Annotated in this window: 15 protein-coding genes; 3 read left to right on the top strand and 12 right to left on the bottom strand. The window is 58.8% G+C overall.

Translation table 11 applies throughout. From position 1 onward, the window contains the following. Position 1: 1 nt before the first annotated feature. The 8 genes from ABL922_RS05100 to ABL922_RS05065 form a co-directional block, all read right to left on the bottom strand. Entirely contained in the window at positions 2-619 is a 618-nt protein-coding gene (locus ABL922_RS05100) for a F0F1 ATP synthase subunit B (protein WP_349023127.1), read from the bottom strand. After that, positions 619-1,107 carry an ATPase gene (locus ABL922_RS05095; protein ID WP_349023126.1) on the bottom strand — a complete coding sequence of 163 codons (489 nt, stop codon included), beginning with the start codon at positions 1,105-1,107 and terminating at the stop codon, positions 619-621. Before ABL922_RS05095 ends, ABL922_RS05100 begins: the two co-directional genes overlap by 1 nt. Before the next feature lie 86 nt (positions 1,108-1,193). Next, the gene (locus tag ABL922_RS05090) at positions 1,194-1,421 is read right to left on the bottom strand and encodes a F0F1 ATP synthase subunit C (RefSeq protein ID WP_115548870.1); all 228 of its coding nucleotides are present in this window, start codon (positions 1,419-1,421) and stop codon (positions 1,194-1,196) included. 51 nt (positions 1,422-1,472) lie between these two features. Further along, positions 1,473-2,228, bottom strand: a complete 756-nt coding sequence (locus ABL922_RS05085; RefSeq protein WP_324332965.1) for a F0F1 ATP synthase subunit A — start codon at positions 2,226-2,228, stop codon at positions 1,473-1,475. A 116-nt stretch (positions 2,229-2,344) separates the two neighbouring features. Then, positions 2,345-2,662 (bottom strand): AtpZ/AtpI family protein, encoded by a 318-nt coding sequence (locus ABL922_RS05080; RefSeq protein ID WP_349023125.1) that lies wholly within the window; start codon positions 2,660-2,662, stop codon positions 2,345-2,347. A gap of 194 nt (positions 2,663-2,856) precedes the next feature. Then, entirely contained in the window at positions 2,857-3,261 is a 405-nt protein-coding gene (locus ABL922_RS05075; protein ID WP_349023124.1) for a YdbL family protein, read from the bottom strand. Then, complete coding sequence (locus ABL922_RS05070; RefSeq protein WP_349023123.1) at positions 3,261-3,554, bottom strand: YnbE family lipoprotein; 294 nt, start codon at positions 3,552-3,554, stop codon at positions 3,261-3,263. Before ABL922_RS05070 ends, ABL922_RS05075 begins: the two co-directional genes overlap by 1 nt. After that, complete coding sequence (locus ABL922_RS05065) at positions 3,551-6,667, bottom strand: YdbH domain-containing protein (RefSeq protein ID WP_349023122.1); 3,117 nt, start codon at positions 6,665-6,667, stop codon at positions 3,551-3,553. The genes ABL922_RS05070 and ABL922_RS05065 overlap by 4 nt, the downstream gene beginning before the upstream one ends. Positions 6,668-6,761: 94 nt before the next feature. Between ABL922_RS05065 and radC the strand changes: the two genes are divergently transcribed. Continuing rightward, complete coding sequence (radC, locus tag ABL922_RS05060; RefSeq protein WP_349023121.1) at positions 6,762-7,457, top strand: DNA repair protein RadC; 696 nt, start codon at positions 6,762-6,764, stop codon at positions 7,455-7,457. A gap of 4 nt (positions 7,458-7,461) precedes the next feature. On the opposite strand, the gene ABL922_RS05055 is transcribed toward radC, so the two are convergent. The 4 genes from ABL922_RS05055 to ABL922_RS05040 all read right to left on the bottom strand — a co-directional run bounded on the left by ABL922_RS05055 (position 7,462) and on the right by ABL922_RS05040 (position 11,567). Beyond that, entirely contained in the window at positions 7,462-8,040 is a 579-nt protein-coding gene (locus ABL922_RS05055) for a hypothetical protein (protein WP_349023120.1), read from the bottom strand. 2 nt (positions 8,041-8,042) lie between these two features. After that, on the bottom strand, positions 8,043-8,381 hold the full coding sequence (fdxA, locus tag ABL922_RS05050; RefSeq protein WP_349023119.1) for a ferredoxin FdxA: 339 nt from the start codon (positions 8,379-8,381) through the stop codon (positions 8,043-8,045). Positions 8,382-8,472: 91 nt separating this feature from the next. Next, entirely contained in the window at positions 8,473-8,733 is a 261-nt protein-coding gene (locus tag ABL922_RS05045) for an RNA-binding S4 domain-containing protein (protein WP_349023118.1), read from the bottom strand. Positions 8,734-8,735: 2 nt separating this feature from the next. Beyond that, positions 8,736-11,567 (bottom strand): helicase-related protein, encoded by a 2,832-nt coding sequence (locus ABL922_RS05040; RefSeq protein WP_349023117.1) that lies wholly within the window; start codon positions 11,565-11,567, stop codon positions 8,736-8,738. A 114-nt stretch (positions 11,568-11,681) separates the two neighbouring features. Here ABL922_RS05040 and ABL922_RS05035 point away from each other — a divergent pair, with 114 nt between their 5' ends. Both ABL922_RS05035 and ABL922_RS05030 read left to right on the top strand, forming a co-directional pair. After that, complete coding sequence (locus ABL922_RS05035) at positions 11,682-12,848, top strand: isovaleryl-CoA dehydrogenase (protein WP_349023116.1); 1,167 nt, start codon at positions 11,682-11,684, stop codon at positions 12,846-12,848. Further along, the gene (locus tag ABL922_RS05030; protein ID WP_349023115.1) at positions 12,845-13,582 is read left to right on the top strand and encodes a gamma-glutamyl-gamma-aminobutyrate hydrolase family protein; all 738 of its coding nucleotides are present in this window, start codon (positions 12,845-12,847) and stop codon (positions 13,580-13,582) included. The genes ABL922_RS05035 and ABL922_RS05030 overlap by 4 nt, the downstream gene beginning before the upstream one ends. The last annotated feature ends 93 nt before the right edge of the window (positions 13,583-13,675 follow it).

Raw genomic sequence — 13,675 nt, 5'->3', positions numbered from 1 at the left:
TTCAGTTCAATTTTGCAATCGTTGCGTCAACCAGACCGGCATCGGCCTTGCTATCGTGATGCTTGGCGATCAGTGCCTCCGCAGCTGCAGCAGCCGTAGCGGCGGCCTTGGCGCGAACATCGGCAATGGCTGCGCGTTCGGCGGCGGCGATCTTGTCTTCAGCAGACTGGGCGCGGCGCGCGATCAATGTGGTTGCGTCGGTTTTGGCCTTGGCGAGAATTGCTTTCGCCTCTTCCTCGGCATGCGCTGTCATCGCTTCGGCGTCGGCAGCGGCCTGCTTCGCCTTGGCTTCATAGTCAGCCTTGATCGCTTCGGCCTCCTTGCGCAGGTTGGTTGCCTGATCGAGCTGCGCCTTGATGCCGTCAATCTGCTTGTCGAGCGCCGCACCGATCATAGCGGGCACTTTTTTCCAGATGAACAACGCGATCACGACGAGCATCGCGAGCGCGACCCACATCGTCGCATCCATGCCGAGCGCGGCGGGTGCGGCATGTGCTTCCGCACCGCCATGCGCCTCGGTGGCAGCGTGCGTGTCCGCAACGGGTGCGCCATCAACCGTGGTGTTATCGATCACGGCCTTTTCGGTGGCCATTGCTTCGGGGGCTGCTGCCTGTGTCATCAGCTCAATACCGCCTTCACTGCAGTCGCCGCCTGCGCAGCGCTGACCTTCGCACCCGAAATCTTGGCGACAATATCTGCCGCGGCTTCGGCTGCAACGCTTTCAACCCCAGCCATCGCCTTGGCGCGTGCCTTGGCGAGGTCGGCTTCGGCTGCGGCCAGCTTGGCTGCAACTTCTGCGTCCGCTTTGGCAAGACGTGCCTCGGCATCCTTGGCACCCTTGGCCTTGGCGGCAGCCGCCTTGGCCTGGGCTTCACCGCGAGCGGCGTTCAATGCCTCACTACCGCCCGCTACCAGTCCGTCGGCTTCGGCACGTGCCTTTTCGGCGGCGGCAAGGTCATCGGCAATCTTGCGATCGCGGGCTTCGACATTGGCGTCGATTTTCGACACCATGCCGCGGCCAATCACGAAATAGAGAATGCCGAAAACCAGCAGCATCCAAAAGAACTGCGAGGCATAGGTTTCCAGTATCTGGGCGATTTGAGGCATTTGATCCGCTCGCTAAATGGAGGGTTTTTAATTTGGAGAAGTGGCCCCCGGCGTCAATGCGCCGGGGTGTCCTCCCCTAATAACTCTTAAGCAACGAAGATCAGGATCATCGCCACGACGAACGCGAGCAGGCCGAGAAGTTCGGCAGCCGCGAAGCCGATGAAGAGACGGCCCTGCTGGCTGTCGGCAGCCGCGGGGTTGCGCAATGCGCCCTGAAGGAACGAACCGAAGACGTTACCCACGCCGCCAGCTGCGAGACCCGCACCGATAGCTGCGAGACCGGCACCGATCAATTTTGCTGCTTCTGCTTCCATGATATAAACTCCTGTTAAAACTCAAACTTGGTTGGAAAACGTCGAAAAAACTCAGTGCAGATTGACCGCGTCGTTGATGTAGAGCGAGGTCAAAAGCGCAAAGACATAGGCCTGGATGGCGCACACCAGCAGTTCGAGCAGGGTGATACCGATCATCAGGATGAAGGAGGGCAAGGCGACGAGCGGGGCAACCCACAGCGCCTCGGCATTCAGGCCGTTAATTACGAAGCCTGCGAGCACCTTCATCAGCACGTGGCCCGCCGTCATCGCGACGAAAAGACGCAGCGCGAGGCTGAAAGGGCGGATGAGGAAGGAGAAGAGCTCGATCAGCGGGATGAGCCAGAGAAGCCACCAGGGTGTACCGTGCGGAACAAACAGGCTGAAGAAATGCAGGCCATGCTTCCAAAGACCAACGACCAGCACCGTGCCGAAGCTGAGAACCGCGAGCACCGCAGTGACAGTCAGGTGGCTGGTAACGGTGAATGCATGTGCGCCGGGGACTATACCGATTGGCATCATGCCCATGAAGTTTGCGAAAAGGATGAACATGAAAAGCGAGAAGACCAGAGGCACATATTTCTTGCCCTCGGGCCCGATGCTCGAGCTCATCATGTTGTTAATGAAGCCGGTTACGCCTTCAACTGCCATCTGCCAGCGGCCGGGCACCAGTTCGCGCTTCATCCCACCAGCCATGAAGACCCAGATGGCACCCAGCACGACCAGCATGAACAGCGAAGAGTTGGTGAAGGAGATGTCATATCCGAACAAATCCAGCTTCGCCAAAGGCTCGATCTGGAACTGGTGCATCGGATCGATTTTGCCGCTTTCGCCTGCCACTTTTCCCGTACCCTGCTTATGCCAACAGCCCCGCAAGCGGGGCCGCGTTTATACGACGAGAACGCCCAGTTGCAGCACAAGTAGTGCTATTCCGGACGCTCCTGCGAAATCCTGTATATATTCCTGAAGGCGACCGCGATGCCCAAAAACATGCAGACCAACAGAAGCGCTGGCGTGGTCTCGAACAGCTGGTCAAACAACCAGCCGACAAGAGCACCACCCGCAGGACCGGCGATCAGTTCGGTCAAGACCCGGTTCCCCTGCCGCATTCCTTTGGCCGGGGGCACGTCTTGCCCCGTACGTTCTGCCTCGGCCTTCCGGACCATTTTCAGCTGCATGTCTAACGAATCGAGCCGAGGGTCTTTTTGGCCTTTGCCATCCTGCGCGGGATCTTCTGAAGCCATGCAATTCCTCCTATTTTGATACTCGGTATCAACTGGGGAGAACCGCCAAGACTCCGGGCAACCCCGCCAAGGCACGCGCGCTTTAGGAGAGGGCCTGCCCCAAGTCAACTGCCCGGCGGCAAATATGCTGCAGTGCAAAAGCAAAGGCCCGGAAAATTGCTTCTCCGGGCCTCCTAAACTTTTTTTACCGGCACTTAAGGGCAGCGCACATCCACCACTGGATCGGTAGCGTCGCGGTTTTTCCACGTCTTGTCTGGCGCCTGATATTTCTCACCCGGCGCCGTGCGTTCCTTGATCAAACGACAACCTGTTCGGAACGCCATTTCTTCAACCGTTGCACCGTTGGCGAGCGCCTCTTCGGTATATTTCGCCTTGCGCTTGATATTGAGGTCGTCAACCAGCGCTTTCACGGCAGGCGAAGGTGCGCTGACAAAGCCGAGATAGCCGTCTGTCTTCTCACCGATCAAACCTTCGGCACGCGCCTGTTGATAGGCCGGGTCGCGCTGCGCCATTGCGCCGCTGCCTGCAACAGCAGCACCGATCAGCAGCGCGGCTGCAACCATTTCGATACGGTCTTTCATCTTTTCACTCAAAGCCATCAGAATATCTCCGAATTCTCTTCGATCACTTCCTTCGAAGCCTGATCCAGCCTGTACAGCACTTCCTGACGGATAGCGATGTTGAGGTTGATCACAATTGGCTTGTCAGGCGCTGTTACCTGCACACAACCCGGAAGGGCCGATGCAGCCAAACATAGGAAGAGAATTGCCCCTTTCGTCATCTTTCGACGGATCGCACCATTGCCATCCATCGTCAATCTATGTTGCATATACCCCTCCCTCGCTTTCGGCAGGCTGAATAGGCCGTTCATTTGGCGATCAATTTCGTTCATCTTTTCCCTCCGGGCGGCGGACCCTCACCGGGAACCGGTTTGTTCTGGCTTTCGATAATATCCCTGCCCTGCTGCAACGCATAATCTGCATCATAAAGCCCGCGGATCGAGCCGATCAGCTGCAGAAACTCGGCTTCGATGCGAACGTTGAACTTGATCGGCACCTTGGCAAGTTGCTTGGTGATGAAATTCTGCTTGGCAAGGCTGCCCTGCTGCAGCCCTTCAAAGGCGACATCGGTGACGATCTCACCATCTATCTTGCCATCAACACCAATGCGCATTTCGCGGAAGCGTATCGAGCGCAGCGCCTGAAAGGCGAAATTGGCGAAGACGCCCATATCCTCATAGGTCAACTCGCCCAGATAAGAGAGCTCACCGCCGCCAGGACGCGAAGCCAGATATCCGCCCACGATACGCCCGCCTTCCTGATTGAACACCATCGGCAAAGTCCCGTCGAAAACGCCCTCAACCTGCAAATTCTGCAGATCGTAACCGGCAAGGAACTTCTCGGCATCGAGGCCTATCACTCGGAAAGTCAGCTTGCGTTCCGATGCGATATCAAAATCGAGCACCGTCGGCTCAAGGATAAGCTCACCGCCATAAAATGGCCAGCGGCCCTCCTCTATCCGGACCTGCTGGTCGGGTAACAACTGGTATCGAATAACGCCTTCATAGGTTGGAATGCCGGGATTAACCGAACGGACGCGGGCAATCTGCCCCGGCTCGGTCACCATGCCAAGCAGATCGGTGAACTTGATCTCGGTCTCGATCCCTTCGACCGGGCCAAAGGCAGCGGCGAGATCGGTATTCAGCACAGTGAAATGGCCCGTGCTGCGCACAGCTTCCGGAGTCCAGTCGATACGTCCATCTCCAGTCAATCGCCCTTTCACATTGGCAATCACACCAAGGGTGAGCGGCGTAATCTTTTCGGGCTGAAACTTGTCGTTGAATGCCAGGCCGTCAACCGACAGCACGGCATTCCCAGTGCCCGAATCGAGACTATGCAATATCTGCGCATCGGCGACCTTCACGCCGGTGTCGGGTTCCAGCAAGTTGCCGATGGCCGACAGGACATTGTTGGTAAGAGTCACCTGCAAATCGGGCACGCGCAGCTGGTTGAACCGGTCAACCTGTTCGGCATCCGACAAATAGAGGCTGGAATCTAGCCCGAGAACATCGCCCTGCCAACGCCATTGGCCGTCGGCTTCGCTTATCAGCAGCGGCACTTCGCCGATCCGGCCTGCTCCACCGCTGATAGTGCCGTGGACACCTGGGCCTTCAAGTTTCCCATCCAGCCGGGCAATCGTGAAGCGGCTTTGTGTGCGTTCGCGGCCCAGATCTATCGCCAGATTATTTGCGCCAAATCCGCTGTCGAGATCAAAGCTGATGCTGCTGCCGCTGGCTTTCAACTCAGAGGAGCCTAATGTGCCGTCGACGCTGAGCGAAGGTATCACCAGCGCAAATCGTGTTTCGCCGCCGGCTACATTCAAAATCGAACCACGCTGGGGGCATGCCCGCAAACTGCCCGCCGGCAAACGCAACGATCCGGTCGCGAGCCCGCTATACCGGATATTGGTGCAGGCGGCGTTCATCGCGAAGCTATTGCCCGAAAACGACCCGTCTATCGGAAGACTGAGGCCAGTCACGATCCCGCCCAGCAATGGTCCTGTGACCGTTGCCTGACCGTTGAATCGCCAAGGCCTCCGGCCACCGCCTTCAAAGGCGAGCGTGGGAATGTGGATACTGCCGCCGGGGGCCGAATAGGGCTGCAGATTGAGCGTGCCTGCCCAGCCGCCGCCCTGCTGACGCAGCAAAACCTTGCCTGTGGGCAGATCACCGCCGGTCATAGTCAACGACACCGGATTGCTCAACCGGCCATCCGCAAGCGCAAATTCTGCCTGTTGCCGCAGAATGACGCCGCTGTCCGAACGGACAAAAAGGCGGTCCACTGCAACCTTGCTGCCCGCCGGAGCAGTTGCGATGTCGAAATTCAACGTTCCATCAAAGCTGCGGATCGCACTGCGCAGCGCCGGATCGAGGCGAGCAACGACAGGCCCGACCGGTGTGGGCTTTGTACCGCGCACCAGCTCGTCCATCGAAGGCAGCATCGATTGCGGCAAAGCGGTGCCCGTCAGTTTCGCATCGCCGCGCGCCGTCAAGGCAAGGCCGGCGTCGGAAAAAGAAAGCGTGCCCTCAGCGGCACCTGCCAGATTGCGCATCGACAATTCGGGCATGCGCAGCGCGGCTTTTGTCAGTGCCAGATCATATTCGGTTCGTTGCTGGCTGCCGTTGAAGGCCAGCTTTCCGGAGAGGCCATCGGCGCGGCGCTTGTTCGCTTGCGCGGACTTGGCGGCGATCGCCACATCGCCGATCCAGCGGTCGAACGCTTCGGTAAACTGGACTTTGCCATTGATGACTGGGGCGTCGAGCGCCAGCTTTTGTGCATCGCATTTCGCAGCGGTCGCCGTCAGCGGGCCAATAAATTCTGGCCGGACGTTGCGAATCTGGACCGTGCCGTCATAGCGCACACCAGCAGCGCTGCATCCGCCACCCGCCATCTGCCGCGAGCGTGCAACAATTTTGCCATCGAAACGATTGCGCAAATTGCCTTTGCCCTGCGCCGCTATCCCTACCCCACCCCAGGGCGTGGCAAGCGACAGGATCGCGTCCGACAAGGCAAGGTTGAGGTCAGGCAGCGACAGCGGCTCTTTGCTCTCCATATCGCGCAGCTTGTCAACTTCGCCGAGATAGAGTTTGCCGTCTGCAAAGCGCCCTTTCAAGCGCACACCATCGGCGCGGATCTCGCGCAATTCGGGTTGCCCGAAGCCGATTGCCAGTTCGATTTCAACGAGCTTTGCTGTCAAATCGGGTTTGGCTGGATCGCCCAGAACGACGTTGCGGATCCGCTGGGTACGAAATCCGATATCCTCGATTTCATAAGTCGCGCGAACGCCGTTTTTCTCCAGATAGTCGCGCACGAAGCCGTCTGCGATATCGACACGCTTCCACCAAACATAAGCAAGCAGCAGAAACAATAGCAGCAACACAGCGCCGAATATGCGGCGCTTCGTCCAGCGCCTAGCTGGTGGGGCTTCGGGAAGCTCTTCTTCCATCGCGCGACAAATGCGCCAAAGACTTGCGCCATGCAACTCGGATTTCTTCCAAACGCCTTGCAGCGAAGGCAAAATTGCGGAACAAGCCTGTTCAATGGCTACAGCACGCGACAAAGACGAAAATTATGGCGAAGGCCATCGAGAGCGGCTGCGTGAGCGTTTGCTGGACAATGGCGGCGACGGATTACTGGACCATGAGCTGGTCGAATATTTGCTGATGCTTGCCATTCCCCGAATCGATACCAAACCGATCGCCAAGCAACTAATCGCGCATTATGGCAATCTGTCATCGGTATTTACCGCAGACGCCTATAGCCTTCAAAACCAGAAGGGCATTGGCGAAAAGGCAGCGGCGGCAATCAAGCTGGTGCAGGCGCTGGCTTTGCGCATGGCTTCAGAGCCGGTGCGCGAACAGCCCATCCTCTCAAGCTGGCAGGCGCTACTCGACTATTTGCGGCTCGACATGGCGCATCTGACGATCGAGCGGGTGCGGGTGCTGTATCTCAATTCGAAAAATATGCTGATCCGCGACGAGGTGGCGGGCGAAGGCTCGATCGATCAGGCCCCGATCTACACCCGCGAAATCATCCGCCGTTCGATCGATCTGGGCGCTGCCGCGATCATATTGGTCCACAATCACCCTAGTGGCGACAGCGCGCCCAGCCGACAGGACATTTCAATGACGCGCGAGATTATCGAAACCGGAAAGCGCCTTGGAATTTCCGTCCATGATCATGTGATTGTCGGCAAGGATGGCTTTTCGAGCATGCGCAGCGCGGGACTGATTTAGTCGCTCAAGGCTTCTTTGAGGCTGCTTTTATATCGTCAGCCAGACCCTTTCGAAGAGTATCCCAATCGTGAAACCTCAGGTCGTCGATCTTCCACTGCCCACTTTCTCGCCTGAAGCGAAACAATAAAGGTTCGCCCATATCCTTGCCCTCAAAGCGGCCAGGCGAGAACAGGATTTTGGCCTCGATGGCGTCTTTACCCTTAGCGGTATAGCTTTGCCGCACCAGCCGGGAAGTCGCCGGATCATTGTCCTGACACTGGCAATACCAGTCGAAACCATTGAGCCCGTAAAGCTCCTCGCTCTCCTGCATCAGCCTGTCCCACCGCCCGATCAGCGCGGCGAGCGAATGTGTGTAGGGCGGTTCGTAACCGTCAGCCGAAGCGCCTGCTGCATTGTCCGGGGCATAACTGCCATCCTCGGGCGCTTCAGGGATGGGCTGTGAATAAGGCGCGTAGATTTTTGCTACGATTTCCCGAACGGCAGCTTCATCCGTTGGCTCAGGCGCCTTTGCCGCCGCGCCATGCAAGGGCAGCAGTCCAACAGATAAACAAATCGCGAAAATGCGCGCCTTCGCAGCGCGCACGATCAGTCGCCTTGACCCGGATCGGGAGAGAAGAATTTCTCAAACTTGCCTTCGACGCCCTTAAACTCGTCGGCATCGGCCGGGGTTTCGTGCTTCGTCGTGATGTTTGGCCACTCGGCGCTATATTGCGTATTGAGCTCAAGCCACTGCTCAAGGCCATTTTCTGTGTCAGGCAGAATGGCTTCGGCCGGACATTCGGGTTCGCACACGCCGCAGTCGATGCATTCATTGGGGTTGATGACGAGCATATTCTCGCCTTCGTAAAAGCAATCCACAGGGCAGACCTCTACGCAGTCCATATATTTGCATTTGATGCAGGCATCTGTGACGACGTAGGTCATTGCTCGGTTTCTCCCCTGAACAGTTCGGTTTGTTGACCAACGCCTATTGTGCCTTGGGCACGCAAGTCAACGGGGGAAATGTGCTGGGCCATCAAATTTCATCGTAGCAGGCCTGCGCTTCAGTTGCCGGACCGCGCCGTTGCGGGATCGAAAGAAGGCGGATGGCCAGTGCCCCCTCTCCCCTCGGCAGAGTGATTCTGTCGCCCAATTTCGCCTCAACGCTGGGTTTTTCAACACGAATGCCGTTCAACCGCACATGACCTTCGGCGATCAAAGCCTGGGCAAGGCTGCGCGATTTGGACAGGCGCAAATGCCAGAGCAGCTTGTCGATCCGCAACGCGTCGCCCGCCAAGCTCAGCCGCCCATTTTTTCCTTGAGCGCCGCAAGCTGCAAGGCAAGCGCCGATGGGGCTTCATTCTTCGGTTTGGATGCGGCTGGAACGGGCTTTGGCGCATGTGCGGGTTTGCCGGATTTTTGCGGCCTGCGGTCCTGCGTTCGGTCTGGGCGCGGTGCGGGCTTTGCTTTGCGAATTCCGACCCAACGCCAAAAGGTCAAGCTCGCTGTTTGTTCGGGGACTGTATCCTTAGGCGCTTCGGCGACCAGTTCCTCCCCAGCATGGGGAGGGGAACCATCCGCGGGATGGTCGTGGGGCGCAGGCGGGATTTCCTGAACTTCGCTGTCGATTTCTTCAGCTTTGGGCGAGGATTCTGCCGCGTCTGGCTCAGGGACAACTTCAACGTGCTCCTCCACCAAGGCTTCGCCTTGGTCCCCCTCACCCGATGGGGGAGGAATAGCCTCAATCCGACGGAAACCGGCATCGCGCATCAGCGCCTGCAGCCCCTCTTCGCTTAAACCCAGCGATGTCGCAAAGGCCATATCCATGCCGAACTCGAGCGCCTGCCCGCGTGCTTCGTGCGCTTTCTTGATCACCCGCTCGGCCAGATCGATGCGGACATATTCGTTACCGACGCGGCGATAGCCGGCATTGCGACAGTCGGCAGTCGACGCAAAATTCCATTCTTTCAGATGCACCGCGCTTTCAGGCGGCAATTCAGGCATCGGTTTTTCGGTTAGTGCCGCAAACAACGCAGAGCGCCAGCGCGTGGCCGCGGGCTTCAGAATCGCGTGATGATAAACGTCAAGAGCGCCGAAAACGATCCCCGCCTTACGCGCCGCGCCACGGGCTTCCTTGGGCAATGCCGTTAGCGTTTCCGCCAAAAACTGGCGTCCCGCAATACCACCCGCATCGGCTAAACGCGCAGCCAAGGCACGAACCACACCATCGGTCGCCGCATCAGCGGCTAGCTGGTTGAGAGCAACCAGCCCACCCATATGTTTGGCCAGTTGTTCGTGGATCCAGCTCTCGGCTTTTTCGGCGATGGCACGCAAATCGTCGCCTTCAAGGCCGGCCACCGCACGGACCGGCTTGAACAGCGGCTGCAAAAGGCTGCGTCCCCGGGCCAGATGGCCGAGCACAGCGCCATTCCACTGCAATGCCGGACGTCCATCGGCATCGCGTGTCAGCGAAAATTCCTGCCCTTCGGCCATTAATAGCGCCCTCACCTTGTCTTTCAAATATGCTGCCAGATGTCGCTCGGCTGCTGCAAGCAGCAATTTGCGTTCCCCGACTCGCGCCGTGGAATCGACGCGAAAGGTGAAGCCGTCAAGCTCGCCGATATGCTCGCCATCGACGAACACCTGGTTTTCCGCGTCGACCAGAACGGGAAGCAGTGCTTCGTCCTTGCCGCCCTTTCGCAATAGCATTGAAGTGCGCCGGTCAACGAAACGCTGGCGCAGGGCATTGTGCAGCGCGTCGGACAACTTTTCCTCTATCCCGCGTGCCCGTTCTGCCATTGCTGGTGGATCCTCCACCCAATCACCGCGATGGGCGACATAAGTCCAGGTCCGCACCGCTGCGATCCGTGCCGAAATCGTATCAACATCGCCCTGGATATTGTCGAGCCGTGCCAGTTCACCCGCGACATAGCTGTGCGGCAAAGGGCCGCCCTGCGCCATATGCTCCCAAAGCGCTGAAACAAAACGGCTATGATGTTCGGAGCCGGTCTGGCGGAAATCGGGGAGGCTTGCGACCTCCCATAGACGTGCGACGCTTTTCGGACCGGACAGTCGCTGGGTGACCTGCGGCATATCGGCGAGGCGTTTGAGTACGGATAGATCGACGGCCTCAGGTGCTGCGCGCAAAGGCGGACCACCGGGCTTTGCCTCCAGATCGGCAATCAACTGGGCCAGACTGTCAAAGCGCGGTTCTGCTTCGCGCCAATACATCCAGTCGAGCGCCGGGAATTGGTGACTTTCGATGGCGAGCACTTCCTCGGCGGTCATTTCACTCGCCTCGCCGGCCACCGTGCCGAAAGTGCCGTCGCGCTGGTGCCGCCCCGCCCGACCGGCGATCTGCGCCATTTCTGAGACCGTCAGCCGGCGCGTGCGATTGCCATCAAATTTAGATAATCCAGCAAAAGCAATATGCTGGACATCCAAGTTTAGACCCATTCCAATGGCGTCTGTCGCGACCAGATAGTCGACCTCACCCGACTGAAACATATCAACCTGTGCGTTGCGAGTGCGTGGGCTCAACGCCCCCATCACCACCGCCGCCCCGCCGCGCAACCGGCGCAACAGTTCGGCAACGGCGTAAACTTGCTCGACCGAAAAGGCGACGATGGCGGATCGCTTTGGTAGGCGGGAGAGCTTTTTGGGACCCGAATAGCTCAGCGTGGAGAAACGCGGGCGTGAAATGATCTCGGCGTCAGGCAATAACGCCCGGACCATCGGACGCAGGCTTTCAGAACCGAGGATCATCGTTTCCTCACGCCCGCGCACATGCAACATCCGGTCGGTGAAGATATGCCCGCGCTCGGGATCAGCACCCAATTGCGCCTCATCGAGCGCGGCAAAAGCAAATTGCCTTCCAACGGGCATCGACTCCGCCGTGCAGAGATACCAGCGCGCCCCGGGCGGCTCGATCCGCTCCTCCCCGGTAATCAGCGCAACCTCTTTTGGCCCCTTGATTGCGACCACCCGATCATAAATCTCCCGTGCCAACAGCCGCAGTGGAAAGCCCATCACCCCGCTCGAATGCGCACATAACCTCTCGACCGCGAGGTGCGTCTTGCCGGTGTTTGTCGGGCCCAGAACGGCTTTTACAGGAAATTTGGGGGGAGACATTATTGGCTGTGCCTAACAGCGGTTGAGTAGAGCCGCTAGTCCACAATTGGGCGATAGCCAGTGGCGAGCCATAAATGGTTGCAACCGCAACCGTCGCAGGGCATTTGCTTGGCCATGAGCAACCTACCCACACTCGACTTCGCCCTGGGCGAAAATGCGGAGATGATCCGCGAAACCACCTATCGCTTTTCCACCGACAAAATCGCGCCGCTGGCCGCCAAAATCGACGCCGACGACTGGTTCCCGCGCGACGAATTATGGACCGCGATGGGCGAACTCGGCCTGCACGGGATTACCGTCGCCGAAGAAGATGGCGGGCTTGGGCTTGGTTATCTTGAGCATGTGGTTGCGGTTGAGGAAGTCAGCCGCGCCTCGGCTTCGATCGGCCTGTCCTATGGCGCGCATTCGAACCTGTGCGTCAACCAGATCCGTCGCTGGGCCAATCCCGATCAAAAGGCGAAATATCTGCCCAAGCTGGTCTCGGGCGAACATGTCGGCAGCCTTGCCATGTCTGAAGCAGGCGCCGGGTCAGACGTTGTTTCGATGAAGCTGAAGGCCGACAGCGTGCAGGGTGGTTTCGTGCTCAACGGCACCAAATTCTGGATCACCAATGCGCCTTATGCCGATACGCTGGTGGTCTACGCCAAGACCGCGCCCGAAAGCGGATCGCGCGGGATCAGTGCTTTCCTGATCGAAAAGGATGACGAAGGGTTCAGCATCGGTCAGAAAATCGACAAGGTCGGCATGCGCGGGTCGCCAACAGCTGAGTTGGTGTTCAACGATTGCTTCATCCCCGAAGACCGCATCATGGGCCCGCTGCACGGCGGCGTCGGCGTGTTAATGAGCGGGCTTGATTATGAACGCGTGGTGCTTGCTGGCTTGCAACTGGGTGTGATGCAGGCCTGTCTCGACGTCGTGCTGCCCTATGTCCGTGAGCGCAAGCAGTTCGGCAAAGCGATTGGCAGCTTCCAGCTGATGCAGGCCAAGGTTGCAGACATGTATGTCGCGCTCAATTCGGCACGATCTTACGTCTACAATGTCGCCAAGGCGTGCGATACCGGGCAGACCACGCGTTTTGATGCGGCAGGCGCGATCCTGCTGGCAAGCGAAAGCGCTGTGAAGGTCGCTGGCGAAGCGATCCAGGCGCTGGGCGGCGCGGGCTATACCAAGGACTGGCCGGTCGAGCGTTACTGGCGCGATGCCAAGCTGCTCGACATAGGTGCAGGCACAAACGAAATCCGCCGCATGCTGATCGGGCGGGAGTTGATTGGGGCGGCATGACGTCACGCCCCGTCCTCGGCGTTATCGCTTGCAACCGCATCGTGGGAACCGAACCCGCGCAGGCGGTGATGGAGCGCTATATTCGGGCGGCGATGACCTATGCCGATGTCGCGGCGCTGATTGTTCCGTCATTGCCCGACTTGATGACCGCTGGCGAGGTCGCACCCCGGCTTGACGGCATATTGCTGACCGGTAGCCCGTCCAATGTCGCGACCACGCGCTATGGTGACGACGGCGGAGAAGGCCCGTTTGACGAAGGTCGAGACGAAATCGCGCTTTCCATGGTTGACCGGATGATCGATCTGCAAAAGCCGGTATTTGGCATCTGCCGCGGCTTTCAGGAAATCAACGTGGCGCTTGGCGGCACATTGCGCCGCGATACCAGCGCGAGCGACGAACTCATCCGTCACCACGCACCGGATGGCGTATCGTTCGGTGCGATGTTCGACCATCGCCATCCTGTTGAATTGGTCGAAGGCGGCATGCTGGCCGAAGCTTATGCCAAGCCTGCACTGGATGTGAATTCGGTGCATTATCAGGGCATCGGCAAGCTGGCAGACGGCTTGGCTATAGAGGCCCGTGCACCCGACGGCCTAGTCGAGGCCTATAGCGCCCGCCCCAATGGCGCACCGTTGCTTGCAGTCCAGTGGCACCCCGAATGGGGCACCGAGAGCGATCCGGACTCGCAGACCTATTTTCACCTGCTCGGAAAGGCGTTAAGAGGCGAGTTATGAACCGGTGCATCACCCGTTATAACCGATATCAAGCCCGGATCGGCTTTTCGCCCTGAGGCTCCAAAGCCCTTCCCCTTCAGGGGAGGGGTTGGG

This window comes from Sphingorhabdus sp. (genome assembly GCF_040079335.1).
In the GTDB taxonomy this organism is placed as follows: domain Bacteria; phylum Pseudomonadota; class Alphaproteobacteria; order Sphingomonadales; family Sphingomonadaceae; genus Sphingorhabdus_B.
This window is presented reverse-complemented; position numbering and strand designations above follow the sequence as displayed.